At 57.5% G+C, this 18,663-nt stretch carries 12 protein-coding genes and 1 pseudogene; 10 read left to right on the top strand and 3 right to left on the bottom strand.

Annotated elements, in window-relative coordinates; all coding sequences use genetic code 11:
• Nucleotides 1–190: 190 nt before the first annotated feature.
• Nucleotides 191–1,045 carry a Coenzyme F420 hydrogenase/dehydrogenase, beta subunit C-terminal domain gene (locus BLP93_RS08005; protein ID WP_161946242.1) on the top strand — a complete coding sequence of 285 codons (855 nt, stop codon included), beginning with the start codon at nt 191–193 and terminating at the stop codon, nt 1,043–1,045.
• A gap of 92 nt (nt 1,046–1,137) precedes the next feature.
• On the top strand, nt 1,138–2,100 hold the full coding sequence (locus tag BLP93_RS08000; RefSeq protein WP_161946241.1) for an LVIVD repeat-containing protein: 963 nt from the start codon (nt 1,138–1,140) through the stop codon (nt 2,098–2,100).
• 123 nt (nt 2,101–2,223) lie between these two features.
• Here the strand turns inward: BLP93_RS08000 and treZ are convergent, their stop codons facing one another.
• The 3 genes and pseudogenes from treZ to BLP93_RS07985 all read right to left on the bottom strand — a co-directional run.
• A complete protein-coding gene (gene treZ / locus BLP93_RS07995; protein ID WP_092119707.1) occupies nt 2,224–4,077 on the bottom strand; it encodes a malto-oligosyltrehalose trehalohydrolase in 1,854 nt (617 codons plus the stop codon).
• A 12-nt stretch (nt 4,078–4,089) separates the two neighbouring features.
• Nucleotides 4,090–6,504, bottom strand: a complete 2,415-nt coding sequence (locus BLP93_RS07990) for a glycoside hydrolase family 65 protein (RefSeq protein ID WP_092119704.1) — start codon at nt 6,502–6,504, stop codon at nt 4,090–4,092.
• A 201-nt stretch (nt 6,505–6,705) separates the two neighbouring features.
• Nucleotides 6,706–7,059: pseudogene (locus BLP93_RS07985) on the bottom strand (response regulator); the annotation flags it as partial.
• Nucleotides 7,060–7,386: 327 nt separating this feature from the next.
• On the opposite strand from BLP93_RS07985, the gene BLP93_RS07980 reads away from it, so the two are divergent.
• The 8 genes from BLP93_RS07980 to BLP93_RS07945 all read left to right on the top strand — a co-directional run bounded on the left by BLP93_RS07980 (nt 7,387) and on the right by BLP93_RS07945 (nt 18,482).
• Nucleotides 7,387–8,319 (top strand): 1-phosphofructokinase family hexose kinase, encoded by a 933-nt coding sequence (locus BLP93_RS07980; protein WP_092119699.1) that lies wholly within the window; start codon nt 7,387–7,389, stop codon nt 8,317–8,319.
• Between the two features lie 327 nt (nt 8,320–8,646).
• On the top strand, nt 8,647–9,600 hold the full coding sequence (locus BLP93_RS07975; RefSeq protein ID WP_092119696.1) for a TIGR03885 family FMN-dependent LLM class oxidoreductase: 954 nt from the start codon (nt 8,647–8,649) through the stop codon (nt 9,598–9,600).
• A gap of 301 nt (nt 9,601–9,901) precedes the next feature.
• Nucleotides 9,902–11,824, top strand: a complete 1,923-nt coding sequence (locus BLP93_RS07970; protein ID WP_092119694.1) for a glycoside hydrolase family 15 protein — start codon at nt 9,902–9,904, stop codon at nt 11,822–11,824.
• A gap of 331 nt (nt 11,825–12,155) precedes the next feature.
• Nucleotides 12,156–13,337: a D-arabinono-1,4-lactone oxidase gene (locus BLP93_RS07965; RefSeq protein WP_092119691.1), complete on the top strand. Its 1,182-nt coding sequence runs from the start codon at nt 12,156–12,158 to the stop codon at nt 13,335–13,337.
• Between the two features lie 357 nt (nt 13,338–13,694).
• Nucleotides 13,695–14,057, top strand: coding sequence for a sensory rhodopsin transducer (locus BLP93_RS07960; protein WP_208596595.1), 363 nt, complete (start codon nt 13,695–13,697; stop codon nt 14,055–14,057).
• Nucleotides 14,054–15,445 carry an Nramp family divalent metal transporter gene (locus BLP93_RS07955; RefSeq protein WP_092119686.1) on the top strand — a complete coding sequence of 464 codons (1,392 nt, stop codon included), beginning with the start codon at nt 14,054–14,056 and terminating at the stop codon, nt 15,443–15,445. The genes BLP93_RS07960 and BLP93_RS07955 overlap by 4 nt, the downstream gene beginning before the upstream one ends.
• A gap of 232 nt (nt 15,446–15,677) precedes the next feature.
• Complete coding sequence (locus BLP93_RS07950; RefSeq protein ID WP_208596594.1) at nt 15,678–17,789, top strand: heavy metal translocating P-type ATPase; 2,112 nt, start codon at nt 15,678–15,680, stop codon at nt 17,787–17,789.
• Nucleotides 17,790–17,993: 204 nt separating this feature from the next.
• Nucleotides 17,994–18,482 carry a universal stress protein gene (locus tag BLP93_RS07945; RefSeq protein WP_092119680.1) on the top strand — a complete coding sequence of 163 codons (489 nt, stop codon included), beginning with the start codon at nt 17,994–17,996 and terminating at the stop codon, nt 18,480–18,482.
• The last annotated feature ends 181 nt before the right edge of the window (nt 18,483–18,663 follow it).

The raw sequence follows: 18,663 nt of genomic DNA, 5'->3' as shown, positions 1-18,663 counted from the left end.
CAAGAAGACGATGCGAGGATCGGCGAAAAATTCTGGCGGCATGGAAACAGTGGAACAGCGACGATCAACAAAGAGCTCTAGAAAGGGAAAGGCATTTCGTCGTGAAGGAAAAAGTAATTTCAGAGGTGCAGGCCCCCCTGTCTCGGCGGGGCTGGATGTCGAAAGTGTAGATGACAACTCGAAAGGATTCTTGGATCTGGAACGTGAATTCCTCTCTCAAAAACAATGTCGACGTTGCGGGGGATGCGCGACGTACTGCAGCACGACGCAGTACTTTGCACTCGAACTGGGTGAAGACGGATACCCAAATTATACGGATCAGAATCGATGTAGCCAGTGCGGCGTGTGCTACCTGATTTGCCCGGCAAGCGGCGACCTGGATGAACACGTCAAGGAGATGCTGTCCTGGCAAGACCCATGCGGTCGCGTACTGGGCGTTGGTTTGTACAGGGCGAAAGATGAAAAGCTGCGCAAAGAGTCAGGCAACGGTGGAGCCTTGCCTGCTTTACTGATCCATATGCTGAATACGGGCTATCTGCGTGGAATCTGCGTCCCTCGTGCAAACGGAGACCGGCTGCCTCTGGTGGTTCACGAAGAATCGGAAATTGTTCGAAATGAACCACTGTTCATGGAACCGGGTCTTGGGTCGCTTCTGTACCGGGCTGCTCCGAACGGTTCTGGAATTGCGGCGAACGGCGGTCACCCGGGGGGGGGATCCCCTGATTCGGAAAAGCTGGGGTTCGTCGGCAGGCCATGTCAAATCCATGCTCTGCGCAAAATGGAATATCTCGGGGTGATGCCGGCGGAGAGCTTTGCCATGAAAATCGGCATATTTTGCAGCGATGAGGCAATGAACCAGGGACGGGGCAATGGTTGCGGCGGATGCTCGGATCATTATGCGCAATATGCGGACGTGGCGATCAGCGATTATTGCGTAAAAAATGACTACTCCGCGATCATCGCGCGAACGACACTGGGGATGATGGTTCTCTCCGGAGCAGCGGAAGCCGCATTGGAGTACGGTCGAGGCTCTTGCGCAGCGTAATTAAAAGTCACGTCGGGAGCATGTTGCTTTGAGTAATCGTGGCGGCGGCGCAAGTACAACAATATATATCTTCAACGATGGAGGTCATGGTCATGACGAAATGGAAACTGGTATTCGCGGCAGTGGCAATGTTGTTTTGGTGTACCATGGATTGGATCGTTCCCGTAGCCGGCAATACGCAGTGCGGCAATGTGTTCGGTCGCGCCTGCGTTCGCATTGATGGGGTCAACGCCTTTCTTTCCAACACGGAACCGGGATTGACCATCGTCAATATGAACGATCCGAACAATCCAACGGAATTGGGATGCCTCCAGACGAACGGTCGCATCATTGACATGGATTTCTCCAAAGGATTTGCTTACGTGGTCGACGATCGCGAAGGGTTGTTGATCATTGATGTCCGGAATCCTGAACGATGCCTTGAAGAGGGCAGATACGAGGTTTTCGGGGGCGGAATTCAGGCATTCAAGGTTTTTGGCGATTACGCCCTAGCCTCCATCTCCGGACAAGGCTTGCGGATTTATGACATTTCTTGGCCCGGGGCCCCGCGCCAGATCGCCAGGATGGACTCGCCGGCCCAGGTTCAAGGATTTGCCGTTTTCGACGGTTTTGCCTACGTGGCCAATTTCAATGGCGGACTGCATGTTTTCGATCTGAGGCAACCGGACAATCCAAGGGAACTGACGATGATCGACGTCCCCGGACGTCCTCGGAGCCTGGGAGTATCGGAGTCGGTCCTTTTCATGAACACTTCCGAGCGTAAGATGCATATTTTTGACATTCATGCGCCAACAAGTCCGAAACTGACTGCCACCATCGACACCGGCGGGGCTCCCCTGGCCGTTGTTTCCGGAAATCATGCGTTCCTGGCCAGTTCGGACAAGGGGTTCATCATGTACGACATCAGCGATCCAAATGAGATCGTCATGGTGGGCAGGGAGGACCTGGACGGCATCTGTCTGGCAATGTGCATCCACGATACCATCGCGTTCGTGAGCGTCGCGGGACAGGACGAAGTTCGGGTCATCGATTTGCAGCATATGGTGCAACGATGAAATGAGTAGCCACCGCGTTTCGGAAGATACGCAAATTCCAAGCGTCTGAAGCGGCTTGCGCCGTTTCAGACGCTTTTTTCGGCCCTAGTCAAGGCAACGGCCACCCCAGAGCGACCTTTTGCTTCAACGTCCCGCGGTGCACCAGTACACTGCCCAGGGGCCGAGGATGAGGCGTTCCTGTTGTTCAAGGAGAGCGTTGGATGAAGCAAACAGTTCCTCGATCCGGATATTTTTCACATCGACATTCCAGGACTCGATGTCCCGCGGCTCGATGAACAGCGATTGCGAGCCGATATTGGCTGCCAGGACAAGCGACCGGTTGTCGCGAAGCGACCACTGCACCAGGAGCACTGCATCCTGAAGAATCTTCCATCTCGCCTCTCCGGGCCGGATCAGGGGCAGCAGGGGCTGGATCTGACTACGGCGAACCGCAAGCAGTTTCCGGCTCAGGTCCAACCACCGGGCATACTTGGGCTGGACCGGTTCGTTCCAATGCAGGACTGCCTTCTTGAAGGTGTCCGGATGGGTCGGATCGGGGATCTGCTCAAGCATGGCCGGATCGGAGAATTCCGGAAAGCCGGAGAACTCCCTGCGCCGGCCGTCGCGTACGGAGTTGGCCAGGTCGCCTTCGAAATCGCAGAAATAGGGGAAAGGGCGCTGTGTTCCCCATTCCTCGCCCATGAAGAGCAGCGGGATCTGGGGTGAGAGCAGGATGATGGATGCCAGCGCGGTCCGTCGATCCGGAGTGGTCAGCAAGCTCAGTCGCTCGCCCCGGGCCCGATTGCCGATCTGGTCGTGGTTCTGAAGATAGGCGACGAAACTTTCCGGGGGCAGGTGCGCGCTGGGTTCGCCTCTGACCTTGCCGTCGTGATGCTCCGATGGATCGCCCTGGTAGGCGAAACCTTCGGCCAGACACCGCCCCAATCGATGCAGGGGGGCTTCGACGAAGTCCGAATAATAGCCGTGGTGCTCGCCTGTGGCCAGAACATGGCAGGTGTGATGGATGTCGTCGTTCCATTGAGCCGTGTAGAGCTTGGGCCGACTGGTGGTCCGGCTTCGGGCCAGGTAATGGGCCTGGTTGGCGTCGTTCTCCAGGACAAGGTGAACGTGTCGGTCCTGGGGCAGAACCTGCCTGATGCGCTGGGCCATTTCCTCAATGATGTGCGGCGTGGTCGTGTCCTCGATGGCATGCACCGCATCGAAACGCAGACCGTCGAAGCGATATGTTTCCAGCCAGTAGAGAGCGTTGGCAATGTAGAATTCACGCACCTGGGGCATGGTGAAGTCGATGGCCGCTCCCCAGGGGGTGTGCCGCTCCGGGTTGAAGAAGTCCGGAGCGTAGAGGTGCAGGTAGTTCCCTTCCGGGCCGAAATGATTGTAGACCACGTCCAGAAAGACCATGATTCCCAGGCCGTGGGCCTCGTCGATGAGCCACTTCAGTTCCTGGGGCGTTCCATAGATCGAGTCCGGCGCAAAGGGCAGCACGCCGTCGTAGCCCCAGCCGCGACGACCGGGAAAATCCGCCAGGGGCATCAGTTCAATGGCCGTGATGCCCAGGTTCTTGAGGTAATTGAGCCTGGTCCGCCCCCCGTTGTAGGTGCCCTCGGGCGTGAACGCGCCGACATGCAGTTCGTACAGCACGGTTTCGTTCCAGGGCAGTCCCTTCCAGTTGGGATTGTCCCAGCGAAAGGCGGCGGTATCCACAACCTGACTGGGGCCGAAAACATCCTCGGGCTGGAAACGGGAAGCCGGGTCCGGCACCAGGGTTTCCTCGTTGATCAGAAAGTTGTACAGGGTTCCGGCTCCGGCCTCCGGGACCAGGACTTCAAGCCAACCGTCCTCGAGAGGGGTCATTCTTTCCCGGCGATCCGGCCGTTCCCGATCCTTCAAGACCAAATCCACCCGATCGGCGCCGGGAGCCCAAAGCCGGAACCGCACGCCGTTTTCTTCAATGGATGGTCCATACGCATTGATCATGTGCACATCTCCTCATTGTCGCCTGAACGCGATTTCCAGCGTTTTCCCCTCGTCAAGTTCATGGATTGTTCCTTTGTAGCCGATCTTGATGACGTTTTTCCTGGCCCTGCAGGCCGTGATTTTCATGTATTGCGGAAAAATTTCGATACGCAGGTTGTGCCCCCGATAGTGAATATGCATCTCCATCCTGGCGAGATCGCTGGGCAGGCAGGGATCGAACCACAGCACGTCGCCGCGGGTTTCCAGGCCGGTGTAGCCCACCTGGATCATGTTCACGGTGCCGGCCATGGCGCCGAGATGAATTCCCTCGGGCGTCGTCCCCCCCTGGACATCGGAAATGTCGCTTTCCAGAGCCTCGGAGAAAAGCTTCCAAGAATGATCCCGGTTTCTTCTGAGCAGCACCCATGAATGGACCACCTGACTCAGGGTCGATCCGTGGGAAGTGCGTTGTATGTAGTAGTCGATGTTTTTCTGGATGGTTTCATCGTCAAAGGGATAATCGAGCTGCTGAAACAGTTCCCTGAGTTCATCCGCCGAGAAGAGGTAGAACAGCATCAGTACGTCGGCCTGCTTGGAGGCCTTGTAGTGATCCGGGCTGTCGTCCTCGCTTTCCAGAATCCTGTCCAGGCGTTGAATGTCGCCGTATTTTTCCCGATACCCCTCCCAGTCGAATTCCTGGAGCGCATCATAGCCCTCGAACTGGCTGATGATGCCGTCGCCGTGAAAGACCAGTCGCATCCGGCGGCTGATGTGCCGCCACCGCTTGAGTTCTTCCTCCCCCAACGCCAGCTTTTCGCACAGTTCCTTGCGGCGGTCCTCCGGAAGCACCTCCAGCATTTCCAGCGCCTCGTTCAGGACCCAGGCCGCCATGACGTTGGTGTAAGCGTTGTTGTGCAGGCCGGGGGCATCGGAATCCGGGTAGGCTTCATGATACTCGTCCGGCCCCATGACGCCCAGAATCTCGTATCGGTCCATGGTGCTGTTGTAGGTTGCGATGCTGGACCAGAACCGGGCTATTTCCAGAACCATCTCCGCGCCGTGAAAGGAGAGGAATTCCATGTCCTGCGTGGCCTGATAATAGTCGCGGATGTTGTAGACGATGGCCGCGTTGACATGGCGCTGACGGCGGGAATGATCCGGTATCCAGCGGCCGGACTTGGGGTTGAGATGCAGCCGCTGCGATTCCTCGCGGCCGTTGCTGCCGCTTTGCCACGGATACATGGCGCCCCTGTAGCCCGCCTCCGCGGCCGCGGCTCGCGCCTGATCGATGCGGCGGTAGCGGTACATCAGCAAAGACCGGGTTATCTCCGGAACACGGAGGTTCAGAAAGGGGAAGATGAACAGCTCGTCCCAGAAGATGTGGCCGCGATAGGCTTCTCCGTGCCAGCCGCGCGACGGCACGCCCACGTCCAGGTCCATGGTGTGCAGGGAAGTGGTCTGGAGCAGATGAAACGTGTGCAGGTGAAGGATCATGCCGGTCCGATCCTCAATGGGCGGGTTCTTTTCCTCGAAGTCGATGTCGAAGCGCCGCCACAGGTGCTTCCAAGCCAGGATATGGCTATTGCGCAAACTTTCGAAATCCCCGGCACTGCGGACATGATTCATGGCTTCAAGCCTGCACTCGGAAGAGGCCTTGTCACGCGACGTGGTCAGGCTGACGATCTTCTCGACACGAATATCCATGCCTTTGCCGACCTGGACGAGGAAATGTCCGGCAACGTACTTCGGTTCCACCACGTTCTCATGGCGGATGTCCAGCGGTTCGCCATTGCCGCAAAGAGTTGTCCTGGCCGCCTGGGCAATTTCCAGCCGGGACTGGTTCGTCCTGACCTTGAGACGGATCGTTTCCGCGTCCGGCATGTCGCTTTCCACGGGTTCCAGGTGGACGTTGTTGAGATCCCGATACCGATCAACTCCGCCGTTGATCACTCTGCCGTCCAGGGCTGAACGAAACTCCACCTCGCCGGACCAGTTTTCCGGGCTGAAGACCAGACGCAGGGCCGCCAGATGCGGTTGGGCCATGTGCACGAGACGCTGTTCCTTGATCCGGGTCCGTTTGCCCTGGCTGTCCCTGAACCGGACATTGCGGTGCAGGATGCCGCGTTTCATGTCCAGTTCCTGGCGATATTCCAGGATCTCCACATTCTTGAGATGGAACCAGTCCTGGTCCGCGTAGCGGAAGCTCAGGCTGAGCCAGTTGGGAAGGTTCACCAGGTCTTCGTTTTCAATGAACCTGTCCTGCATTTCCGTTTGCAGCCGATTGTATCCTCCCGCCAGATAGGTGCCGGGGTAGTGCGTGTCGTCGGATTGCGCCTCGGATGCCGCTCCTCTGGCGGCAAAGTAGCCATTTCCCAAGGTGCACAGAGCTTCGCGCAACTTCTCCTGTTCAGGGTCGAATTTATTGTAGATCAGAGACCAGACTGTCATGATAATATCTTGTCCTCGGGCATTTTGTCTTGCACATACGAAATGGACGCGAGGAATGCAAACTGCTCAGGCTGCAATGACGCATCAGTGTTAGCTTGACCTGTTGCCTCGCGAACCTATGGGTGAACCATGATGCAGTGCCGTATTGATGTCGGCCAGGATGAATGACAAATCATCGGGTAGAGGTTGTTCATGCAACTGGAGAAGCTTTTTGATTTTTTCCTTCAGTTCTCCCACATTAAATGATTTGACCACATAGTCGTCGGCCGCCATTGTTTTGAGATCATCCTGATAACTTTCATAGGCACTGCAGAGAATGATCGGCAGCGTTTTGTTGTTCATCCTGATTTTTTGCAGCAAGTCCAGGCCGGAGCGATTCTTGCCGAGTTTGATGTCCAGAACCACCAGATCAGGTTTTGTTTCGGCCAGGATATCGAGAATGTTCCCCGATCCATCGGTTGTCCGCACCTCATATCCTTCACTGCTCAGTTCTTCACTATAAAGCATCCGAATGTGGTGCTCATCATCGACGATCAATATTTTTGGTTTGCCCATGAGTGATCCTTTCGGCCGATGGCGATTGAAATGGATTGGCAATGCTTCTTCAGGAGTTGTACCTTTATGTCTTTATTATCTTTTTATAGAAACACAGGCATGGGGAAAAGTCTGTATTTGCCCACCTGATCAACGGTAATCAATCTGTACCGCCGACGAAGCGGCTATGAGTTTAGATATCTTTTGCGATGAAGTGATATTGGCTTTTGATACAGGCCTGCTTCAGGATACATGTTGGGAAACCCTGAACTACGGGAAACTCCTACTGTTCTTTCATTTATCTATGTCTGAGAATTCATTGGACTAAAAAAACTTTCAGGAGGCATCATGTCTGGAATCGTAACGCTGACCATGAATCCGACCATCGACAAGAGTACGTCCATCAACAACGTTGTGGCGGAGCGCAAATTGCGTTGCGATCGTCCCCGGTATGAGCCGGGAGGAGGCGGCGTCAACGTGTCCAGAGCCGTCAAGAAGCTCGGAGAGGATTCCCTGGCCGTCTATCTTGCAGGTGGGCCTCCGGGCGACATGCTCAAAAGGCTCCTGGACGCGGAGGAAATCCGCCAGGATCCCTACCAAATCAAGGGGTTGACCAGAGAAAATCTCGTGGTTTTCGAAACATCCACGCAACAACAATACCGCTTCGGCATGCCCGGTCCGGAGATCCAGGTGCACGAATGGCAAGGCTGCCTGGACAGGCTGGAACAGATGGACCCGACTCCGGGATTTCTTGTCTGTAGCGGGAGCCTGCCGCCTGGAGTACCGCCGGATTTTTACGCCAGGATCGCCGGATTCGCAAAAAAAACCGGGTCAAAGGTCATCCTCGACACTTCCGGGGACCCCCTGACAATTGCTTCCGAAACAGGCGTCTTCCTGATGAAGCCGAACCATCCGGAACTGGAAAGTCTGGCCGGGAAGGCCCTCGAAAATGAACAGGAGCAGGAAGAACTGCTGCAAGACCTGGTTGAGGCGGGACGCGCCGAGGTGATCGTCGCCTCCCTTGGAGCAGCCGGTGCGCTTCTCGTCTGGAAGGAGGGCGTTTTCAGGACAAGAGCACCCAACGTGCCCATCAAAAGCAAGGTGGGGGCGGGTGACAGCATGGTGGCCGGCATGGTCACGGCACTGTTCCGGGGGTGGAACATGCCGGACGCGGTGCGCTTCGGCGTGGCCGCCGGCGCGGCCGCGGTGATGACGCCGGGGTCCGAGCTATGCCGCCGGGAGGATACGGAGCGTTTGTACAAGAAGATCAAAGACGAATGAAGAAAGAAGAATGAAGAGTGAAGAAGGAAGAATAAGAAGGAACCGCCCGCTTCGCTCAAGGCGCGGAGGACGCCAAGAAGAACATTTTGGAAAGCAGGGAAAAACTGCTTTCCAAAAAGATGCCTCACCCCTGGCGGGGTGATGACGAGTTCGCCGACAGGCGTGAAGCCTTTTGCCTTCCGCATCTTTCCAGCGGAAGGCAAAAATCCTTCTTCTTGGCGTCCTCTGCGCCTTGAGCGAAGCGGGCGGTTCAATTTGTTTTAGCTCATCCTGTCATGTACGCTTGAACCGGATGTGCCGGAAGTTTGGATTGCAAGGAGACAAACCATGATCAGTTATCACGCATCCCACGAGCAGTTTCCCCCGGGAAAAATGCTTGAGCTTGCCCAATTTGCGGAGGATTCCGGCTTTCAAAGCATAACCTGTTCGGATCACTTCAATCCCTGGAGCACCCAGCAGGGGCAGAGCGGCTTTGCCCTGTCCTGGCTTGGAGCGTCCCTGCAGGCAACGGGGGTGCCCCACGGCGTGGTCACTGCTCCCGGATGGCGGTATCACCCGGCCATCCTGGCCCAGGCCGGGGCCACGCTTTCGGAAATGTTTCCCGGCCGGTTTTGGATGGCCCTGGGCAGCGGCGAACTGCTCAATGAAGGCGTCGTGGGACAGCGTTGGCCCGCCAAAGCGGTTCGGATGATCATGCTGCACGAATCCGCGCAAATCGTCCGCTCGCTCTGGGCCGGCGAAACCGTGACCCATTACGGCCATGTGAAGGTCGAGGAGGCGAAACTCTATTCCTTGCCCGCGCAGACCCCCATGCTCATCGGAGCGGCCATCAGTCCGGAGACGGCGGAATGGATCGGTGGATGGGCAGACGGGATGATCACCATATCCGCGGAAAGGGAGAAAATGAACAAGGTGGTCGAGGCGTTTCATCGCGGCGGCGGCAAAGACAAGCCCATGATCCTCAAGGCGCAAATATCCTATGCCCAAACCGACGAGGCGGCCTTGCAAGGAGCGTGGCAGGAATGGAGAACCAACATTTTCGACAGCTCCCTGCTGGCCCAGTTGCGGTTGCCCAGCGAATTCGAAGAGGCCGGGAAATATGTCCGTCCGGACGACATGCACGGTCATGTCCGCATTTCTTCTGATCTTGGAAAGCAACTGGAATGGATCAAGGAGGACATGGATATGGGTTTTTCCACGATCACGCTCCACAACGTCAATCGGGAACAGGATGTTTTTGTCCGTGATTTCGGCCCGGAGATCAGCGGCCTTGCAAAGTAATGGCTTCGTAATTTTTTTGAACCGCCCGCTTCGCTCAAGGCGCGGAGGACGCCAAGGAAAACATTTAGGAAGCAGGGAAAGAGCTGCTTTCCTAAAGGATGCCTCACCCCCCTGTCGGGGTGATTTCAAATTTGCCGCAGGCGTGAAGCCTTTTGCCTTCCGCATCTTTCCAGCGGAAGGCAAAAATTCTTTCTTCTTGGCGTCCTCCGCGCCTTGAGCGAAGCGGGCGGTTCAATTCTTCATTCACGTTCCAGCCGAATGAACCGCTAATATATCCCACACTGAAAAAGGAGTCAGCAGGATGAACATCCAGGATTACAAGCCCATTTCCGATTACGGCATCATCGGCAATCTGAAAAGCGTCGCCCTGATCGCCAGGGACGGTTCCATCGACTGGTGCTGTCTGCCCAAAATGGACAGTCCCAGCGTGTTTGGAGCCATCCTGGATGCCCGGCGTGGAGGTTTTTTCCGGATCGGTCCAGCGGGGGGGGGCAGCGGCAATCAGGAATATGTCCAGAAAAGCAACGTCCTGAAGACCAGCTTCGAACTGGAGGGCGCCGTCCTCACGGTGACCGACTTCATGCCCCTGGAAGGCGACATTAACGGGCGTAACGGCTCCTATGCGCCACCGGAGATTCACCGGCTGATCGAATGCCACGGGGATTCCGTGGACGTCGAGGTCCTGTGGTGTCCCCGATTCGATTACGCCAGGAAAACCGTCGCCCTGGAACAAGCCCCAGGAGGATGGATTGCCCGGAGCGACGAAGACGCCATGCGCCTGGAAGGTCTGAATAACGCGGAGCTGAGCGAGGACGATCACGGCCCCCTGATCCGGGCTCGGTTCCGGATCAATCCCGGAGAGAGCAAGGCCATCGTCGTGTGCTGGGGTGAGGATGACGGGAAGGACGGGTATGAAACCGCTCTCGCGCTCAAATCCACCCTGGAGTGCTGGAACGGCTGGCTGCATCAGGAAGGCAGCGTCATGAAGCAGGCCTGGGCCGGGGATCAGATCAACATGGTCATCCGTTCGGCGCTGGTCATCAAGCTGATGTGCATCGGCGACGTTGGTTCCATTGCCGCTGCGCCCACCACGTCCCTGCCGGAAGAGATCGGGGGGGTGCGCAACTGGGACTATCGCTATGCCTGGATCCGGGATGCGGCCATGACCGGACAGGCCCTGATTACCATCGGCCATGAAGCGGAAGCCGTGGACCTGATGCGCTGGTTCGAGGAAGTTTCCAAATCCTGCAAGTCCTGCCAGCGGGATCTGCAGATCATGTACGGCCTGCACGGCGAATTGAAACTGACCGAGCAGCAGCTCGAGCATCTGGAGGGCTACAAGGGATCGAAGCCGGTGAACATCGGCAACGAAGCATACGGTCAGTTCCAGCTTGAGGTCTACGGCGAGCTGGTCAGTACGGCGTACGAACTGGCCCGGAGAGGCCATCCGCTCACCGAAGACATCACGGAATTCATCGCCTGGATCGCCGACCACGTGGTGGAAGTGTGGGAGCGGCCCGACTACGGCATCTGGGAGGTTCGGGGAGAGGCGCGCCATTTCGTCTACTCCAAGGCCATGGCCTGGGTTGCCCTGGACAAGGCCCTGCTTCTGGCCAAGCATTACAAACTCAAGGGCAATGTGGACCTGTGGGACGAAACCCGGACCAAGATCCGGGAAGAGGTTATGCAAAAGGGGTTCGATACCGAACTGAACGCTTTTGTTCAGTCCTACGGCTCCAAGGACATGGATGCCGCCAATCTCCGCCTGGCGCTGGTGGAGTTTCTGCCCGCGGACGACCCCAAGATTCAGGGCACCGTGAACCGGATCATGGAGGAGCTGATGTTTGACCATCTGATCCGTCGCTACATCGCTGATGACGGCCTGCCCGGAGAAGAGGGGGCGTGGGGGTTGTGCACCTTCTGGTTGGTGGACGTTCTGGCGCTTTCCGGGCGGATCGAGGAAGCCGAAAAGATCTTCAGGAACATTGTCCAACACGCCAATCATCTCGGCCTTTTTTCCGAACAGGTGGATCCGGAGACGGGCGAGTTTCTCGGTAATTTTCCCCAGGCCTTCACGCACATCGGCCTGATCAACAGCACTTTGTATCTGGCCTACGCTAAGGGATTGGACGTGCCGGTGCATGATCCGATCGGCACTCCAGGACACAGGGAATTCCGGAACAATGGGGATACTGCCGGGAAATCCGTCGCGACAAAGGAGTGAGGTCCGCAGGTAGTGCATTTTGTCGGTTTGCCGTTGCGGATCACCCTGGATGCGTGTCTTTGGCTCAAGCGTACGGGGGTTATGATAGGAAGAGTGAACCGCCCGCTTCGCTCAAGGCGCGGAGGGCGCCAAGAAGAATTTTCTGGCTTCCGCTGGAAAGATGCGGAAACCAAAAGGCTTCACGCCTGACGGCAACTTGACATCACCCCGACAGGGGTGGGGCATCCTTTTGGAAAGCAGCTTTTTCCCTGCTTTCCAAAATGTTTTCCTTGGCGTCCTCCGCGCCTTGAGCGAAGCGGGCGGTTCATCTTTAATCAAAGGAGAGCGCACGATGAGCGAATGGTCGAACTGGTCCGGAAGCTTGCGGTTTACCCCGGCTGCCGTGGTTGTGCCCGAGAACGAAGAAGAGCTTGCCCGGATCATCCGCCGAGCCGGCGAGGAGGGCAAGACCGTTCGGGTCAGCGGAGCGGGGCATTCCTCGACGCCTTTGGTGCAAACGCCGGACATCCTGGTGTCCATGAAACACTTCAAGGGCTTTGTGGCCAAAGATGGAGCGAATATCGCCATCCGGGGCGGAACGATGCTCAAGGAGGCCAACGAGATTTTTCTCGAGCATGGCCTGGCTCTCGAGAACCTCGGAGACGTTGATCTTCAGGCCCTGGCCGGGGCCATTGGCACGGGAACCCACGGTACGGGACGTAACTTGCGGATCATCTCCAATCATCTCGTGGGGGGCAGGCTGGTCAACGGCAAAGGCGAGATCGTCGATTTCAACATCAAGGACGATCCAGATTTGACCCTGGCCGCCCGGGTGGCCCTGGGAACCCTGGGCATCTTCACCGAGCTGCGGCTCAGGCTGCTGCCGGCCTTCCACCTGCACCGCAAGGAATGGTGCACCCACATCGAGGACTGCATGGTCAACCTGGACAAGCTCATCGCCTCGAACCGTAATTTCGACTTTTACTGGTACCCTCGTAGCGACGAGGCCAAGCTGAGGACCCTGAACATTCCCGGTACAGGGCCGGAGGACATCCCGTATGCCTGGTGCCAGAAGGAGCGAGTGGGATGGAGTGGCGATGTCATTCCCCGATCGCGGGACAATAAGTTTGATGAAATTGAATTTTGGCTGCCCATCGATAACGGTCCACCCTGTTTCGAGGAGATCCGCCAGCGGATCAAGGAAGTCCACAGGAAGGACGTGGGATGGCGTGTTCTGTATCGGACCGTGGCCGCGGACGAGGCCATGCTGAGCGGAGCCCACGGCCGGGCCACGGCCACCATTTCCATGCACCACAACGCTTCCCTGCCGCACGACGCCTTCTTCAAAGACATCGAACCGTACCTGACCAAATACGGCGGCCGGCCGCACTGGGGCAAGAAGCACTACCGGACCGCCACTGATCTGAAAAAGCTGTACCCGCGCTGGGATCACTTCCAGGAGATCCGCAGATCCATGGATCCGGAAGGGGTGTTCATGAACGAATACCTTCGGACGATATTCGAGGAAGGGTAGAAGGGAGTGGGATAGAGGGCAGAGGGCGGAAGTCAGAGGTGAGGTATACTGTTTTTGGTTGATTGTTAGAATTTACGGAAAATTATTCAGCACATCTTGGGGAAAAGGCTCATTAGGGCACTGGATTCCCGCCTTCGCGGGAATGACTTGATTTTTCCATGCCGCCTCTGAATCAGTCATACCCGCGAAGGCGGGTATCCAGGTCATGCTTGTCCGGAGTTTTGGGTTTGTTTCGGCGAGATTTTTTTTTTCGATTGGGATTTCGATTGCGATTACGATGGCGATTTCGATTGGGGTTTAGATTGGGGTTTCGGTGGTGGATGCTGATAATATGATGGGGGTGGGGAGATGACGAAAATGGGACGGACTACCTGGATGATCTCGGCGGGGCATATTCCGTTGCGCAGCACCGGCCGGGAGCCGGAAAACACCAGCAGGGACGAGTTGTGTTTCCTCAATGCCGGGTACCGGGAGGCGCAGGTGGAGGTGACCCTGTTCTATGCCGATCGCGAACCGGTGGGGCCGTACAGGCTGGAAATTCCGCCGCGCCGGATTCGGCGGGTGCGCGTCAACAACCTGATCAATCCCGAAGCTCCGCCGCTGGATACGGATTACGGGGCGGTGATCGAATCCAATGTTCCCATCGTGGTCCAGTTCGAGCGGACGGATACCAGCGACGCAAAACCGGCCATGCCCGCAATTATGGGATTTGCGACATGAATCAGGAAGCGGACTACACGAGCCAGGAGCAGCGCAGGGCATTCGTTGCGCCCGTGCCCACGAAGTGGGACCGGCTGAAATGGTACGGTCCCGGATTTGTCTGGATGGTCTCTTCGGTGGGTTCCGGTTCGATCCTGTTCACGCCCAGGGTCGGCTCCCGGTACGGCTACGACCTGCTCTGGGCAGCGCTCATCGTGACGTTTCTGACCTGGGTGATCATTCGGGAGATAGGACGCTACACCGTGGTTTCCGGCCGCACGATCCTGGAGGGGTACGAGGGGATGAAGGGCCCCAGGGGGTGGGCCGTATGGCTGATCTTCGTGCCCGGCATCATCAGCGGGATCGTGGTGGTATCCGGCATCGCGGCCCTTGTGGGAAGCGCGCTGGTGATCGTGCTGCCCCTGAATCAGGCCGTCACTTCGGTGGGCATCATCATTGTTTCCGCGGCGCTGGTGATCAGCGGCCACTACAAGAAGCTGGAGCTGGTTACCACAGTCATGGCGGTGATCATGATTATTTCCGTGTTTCTGACCGCGATCGCCGTCTTTCCGGGGTGGGAAGCCTACGGCAGGGGCCTGGTTCCCACGGCGGTTCCGGATTTCGACCTCTACTTCATTCTGCCCTGGTTCGGCTTCCTCCTGGCCGGCGCCGCGGGCATGATGTGGTTCTCCTACTGGGTCGCGGCCCGAGGTTACGGCGGGGAGGTCATCGAAGGAGACGCCACCTTGCCTCCGGAATCCCCGGCTGTACGCAGCGATGCGGACGCGCGGCTGCGCCGCTGGCTGGTCATCATGTCCACCACGGCGGCCATCGGCGTGCTCGGCGCCACCATGGTCAACTTTTCTTTCCTCACCCTGGGTGCGGAGCTGCTCCGCCCCCAGGGCGTCATTCCAGAAGGCATCCGGGTGGCCGAGGATCTGGCCAGGCTGCTGGGCGAGGTCTGGGGCGGGCCAGGACAATACCTGCTGGTAGCGGGCATTTTCGTAGCCTTGTGGGGATCAATTCTTTCCAATCAGGACGGCTGGGGCAGGATGTACGCGGACGCAACATTCATGCTGCTGCCGCGGACCATGCAACGGTTCGAGAGGGGCACTTCCCGAGCCAAATTGCGTCGGCGGCTGATGAACCTGTACATCATTATAATTCTGACTGTAATTCCGATCATCGTCTTCCTGCTGCTGCGCAACCCCGTTGCCATCCTGTCCGTGGCAGGAATCATCACCGCGGCCCATCTGCCGATCATGGTTTCACTGACGCTCTACCTGAACCTGAGCCGTCTTCCGCGCCATCACGGTCCCGGCATCTTTTTCATCATCGCAACCGGATTTGCGATCGTCTTCTACGCATTTTTCTCGATCCTGTTTTTTTATAACCTGCTGTTTGCCTGACAATTCGGTAACAACTCAGCCTCAGAGCGGGAAAGGTTGCTTTCAAACGCTTGAGGCAAGCATGACCTGGATTCCCGCCTTCGCGGGAATGACTTGCTGAAGCCGTCTCCGGGTCAGTCATACCCGCGAAGGCAGGGTATTAGTCCGCTTTTACCCGGATGAGCTGAGTGGTTGCTTTTTTTTCGGGGTGAACATGCTGTTTACTGAGACACGAGCATAGGAGGTACATGACATGACAGCACCAAAACAGCGTCATCACCACCCATCCAGTGACCGGAATCATTCCAGTCGATCAAAACACGCCGAAGATCACGGCAATCACGGCGAACACAAGAAGCAGGACAACGGCGGGCATGGCGACGATCATTCCGGCCACGACAAGCACGCCGGCCACAGCGTAGAAATGTTCCGCACAAAATTCCTGGTCTGCCTGGTGCTCAGCATTCCGGCGCTGATCTGGGAACCGATGCTCATGGACTGGTTCGGATACACCGCTCCGCGGTTCCCCGGTTCCGACCTGATTCCAGCGATCTTCGGGACCCTTGTTTTTATTTATGGAGGTTTGGTCTTTTTGAAAGGGGCGGTGCGCGAACTGGCGGATCGCCTGCCGGGCATGATGACCCTGATCTCTTTGGCCATCACCGTGGCCTTTGTCTACAGCGTTGCCGTGACCCTGGGCTTTGACGGTCATGCCCTGTGGTGGGAACTGGCGACGCTGGTCACGATCATGCTGCTGGGCCACTGGATCGAAATGCGTTCCATAACCCAGGCTCAGGGATCGTTGAAGGAACTGGCCAAACTTCTGCCGGACAAGGCGGAACGAATTCTGGAAGGGGACCGGACCGAAGAGGTCCCGGTGGACCAACTGCAGGAAGGAGATCTGGTGCTGATCCGACCCGGTGCGAACATCCCCGCGGACGGAATCGTGGAGGACGGGAAGAGCTCAGTAAATGAAGCCATGGTCACCGGGGAGTCCCGCCCCGTGAAAAAACACCAGGGCGACAAAGTCACAGCCGGAACGATCAATGGGGACGGCTCGTTGCGCGTGAAAGTGGAAGGCGTCGGCGACGAGACCGCCCTGGCCGGAATCATGAGGATGGTGGAGCAGGCCCAGGGTTCGCGCTCCCGTGCCCAGACTCTGGCTGACCGGGCTGCGTTCTATCTGACCCTGGTGGCTATCGGAGCAGGGGGAGTGACGTTCATCGCCTGGCTTGTCTTCGGTGCCACGCTGGACTTCACTATCACCCGCATGGTGACCGTGCTGGTTATTGCCTGCCCGCATGCCCTGGGGCTGGCGGTACCTTTGGTAATTGCCATTTCGACGACCGTGGGCGCGCGAAACGGCTTGCTTGTCCGCGACAGACGCGGACTGGAGGAAGCGCGGAAGCTTGATGTCGTGGTTTTCGACAAGACCGGCACCCTGACCATGGGAGAGCATCGGGTCGTGAACAGCGCGGTCCTGTCCGATATTGAAGCAAATGAGGCCCTACGCCTGGCCGCCGCGGTGGAGCACGACGCAGAGCATCCGATTGCAAAAGCTCTGCTCGGCAGCGCCCGGGAGAAGGAACTCGACATCCCGCAATCGCGGGACTTCCAATCCATCCCCGGACACGGGGTGCAGGCCGTGGTTGACGGGCAAACGATGAAGGTCGGCGGCCCGGCGCTGCTGCGGGAACTCAAAATCAGTCCACCTGACCAGATTCGTGATTCCGCCGAACGCTTTGAAAATGACGGCCAGGCCGTGGTTTATCTGGTCAGGGACAACCAGGTCGTAGCCGTGTTCGCCCTGGCCGACGCGATCCGTCCGGAGTCCCGTGACGCGGTGCAGCATCTCCATCAACTCAAGATCGAGGTGGCCATGCTGACGGGAGATTCCCGGGCCGTGGCCGACAGCGTGGCGCGGGAGCTGGGCATTGATACGGTGTTTGCCGAAGTGCTGCCCGAGGATAAGGCCAAGAAAATTCAGGAACTGCAACACGACGGCAGGCGGGTGGCCATGGTCGGAGACGGGGTGAACGACGCACCGGCGCTGGCCACGGCGGATATCGGCATTGCCATCGGCGCGGGAACGGATGTGGCCGTGGAGGCCGGTGACGTGGTTTTGGTGCGTAGCGATCCTCGGGACGTCTCGCGGATCGTGAAGCTGAGCAGGGCCACCAATCGCAAAATGATCCAGAACCTGTGGTGGGCGGCGGGGTACAATATCGCGGCCATCCCCCTGGCCGCCGGGGTCTTGGCCTGGGCCGGCATCATCCTTGCCCCGGCCACGGGCGCGATCCTGATGTCCGCGAGCACGGTGATTGTGGCTGTGAATGCGCAATTGTTGCGGCGGGTTGGATTTTAGACGGGGGGAAGTGGGGCGATTTCGATAGCGATTTCGATAGCGATTTCGATTGTTTGCGATGGGACAATGGACGCAGCCTGGGACCGCCGAACCCCAGTGCGGCCAACATATGAGCGCGAACATCCCAGGTGACGCGTAATTCCCCAGATTGTCGCATTGGAGTGCGGCGGTCCCAGGAACTCAACATTTTCCGGAGGTATCATTATGAACTTAAAAAAAATCCTTGTCGCCGTGGACGCATCTGAAAATTCGACCAGGGCCGTGGATTACGTCGGCGCCATGATCGGCAGTTCCCCCGGCTTTGCAATTCAACTGCTCTATGTGGAACGCAACCCAGAGCGCGATACGTTTCCGGATGACGCAGCATGGAAAAAATCCTGCGAGCAGGAGGAGAAGAAGATGCGTGAATATCTCGACCAAGCCAGGGACGCACTACAGGGGCACGGCGTCGCGTCGAAGACGGTTTCCACCGAGTACTACGTGCCGACCTTCAATGCCGTGCCGTCCCAGACCGGCTTCAAATCTCCCCTCGGCGTGGCGGACCACATCCTGCGCGTGATTCGGGAAGGTGATTTCGGAACCGTGGTGGTCGGCCGCAGAGGCATGTCCAAGGCTGAGGAGTTCCTGTTCGGCAGCGTATCCACCAAGATTGTCCACAATACGAAAAACTGCACGGTCTGGGTGGTGGAATAGCCGCCTAAAGTATTCCGGTTCGAATTCCGATTTTTCCAGATCATCCGCATGCTGTGCAACAACCAGTTACAAAAGTGTTGCAGCGGAACACTTTTTTGCACATGAAGGGTTCCTTCTGCTCATGTCAGAAAAGATTTAATTTTAATAATTCTAGATTGTTAAGAAATTAAAATTCAATTCA

This window comes from Desulfonatronum thiosulfatophilum, from assembly GCF_900104215.1.
In the GTDB taxonomy this organism is placed as follows: Bacteria; Desulfobacterota; Desulfovibrionia; order Desulfovibrionales; family Desulfonatronaceae; genus Desulfonatronum; species Desulfonatronum thiosulfatophilum.
Note: the sequence above shows the minus strand (reverse complement) of the source record. Positions and strands in the feature narration are given on the sequence as shown.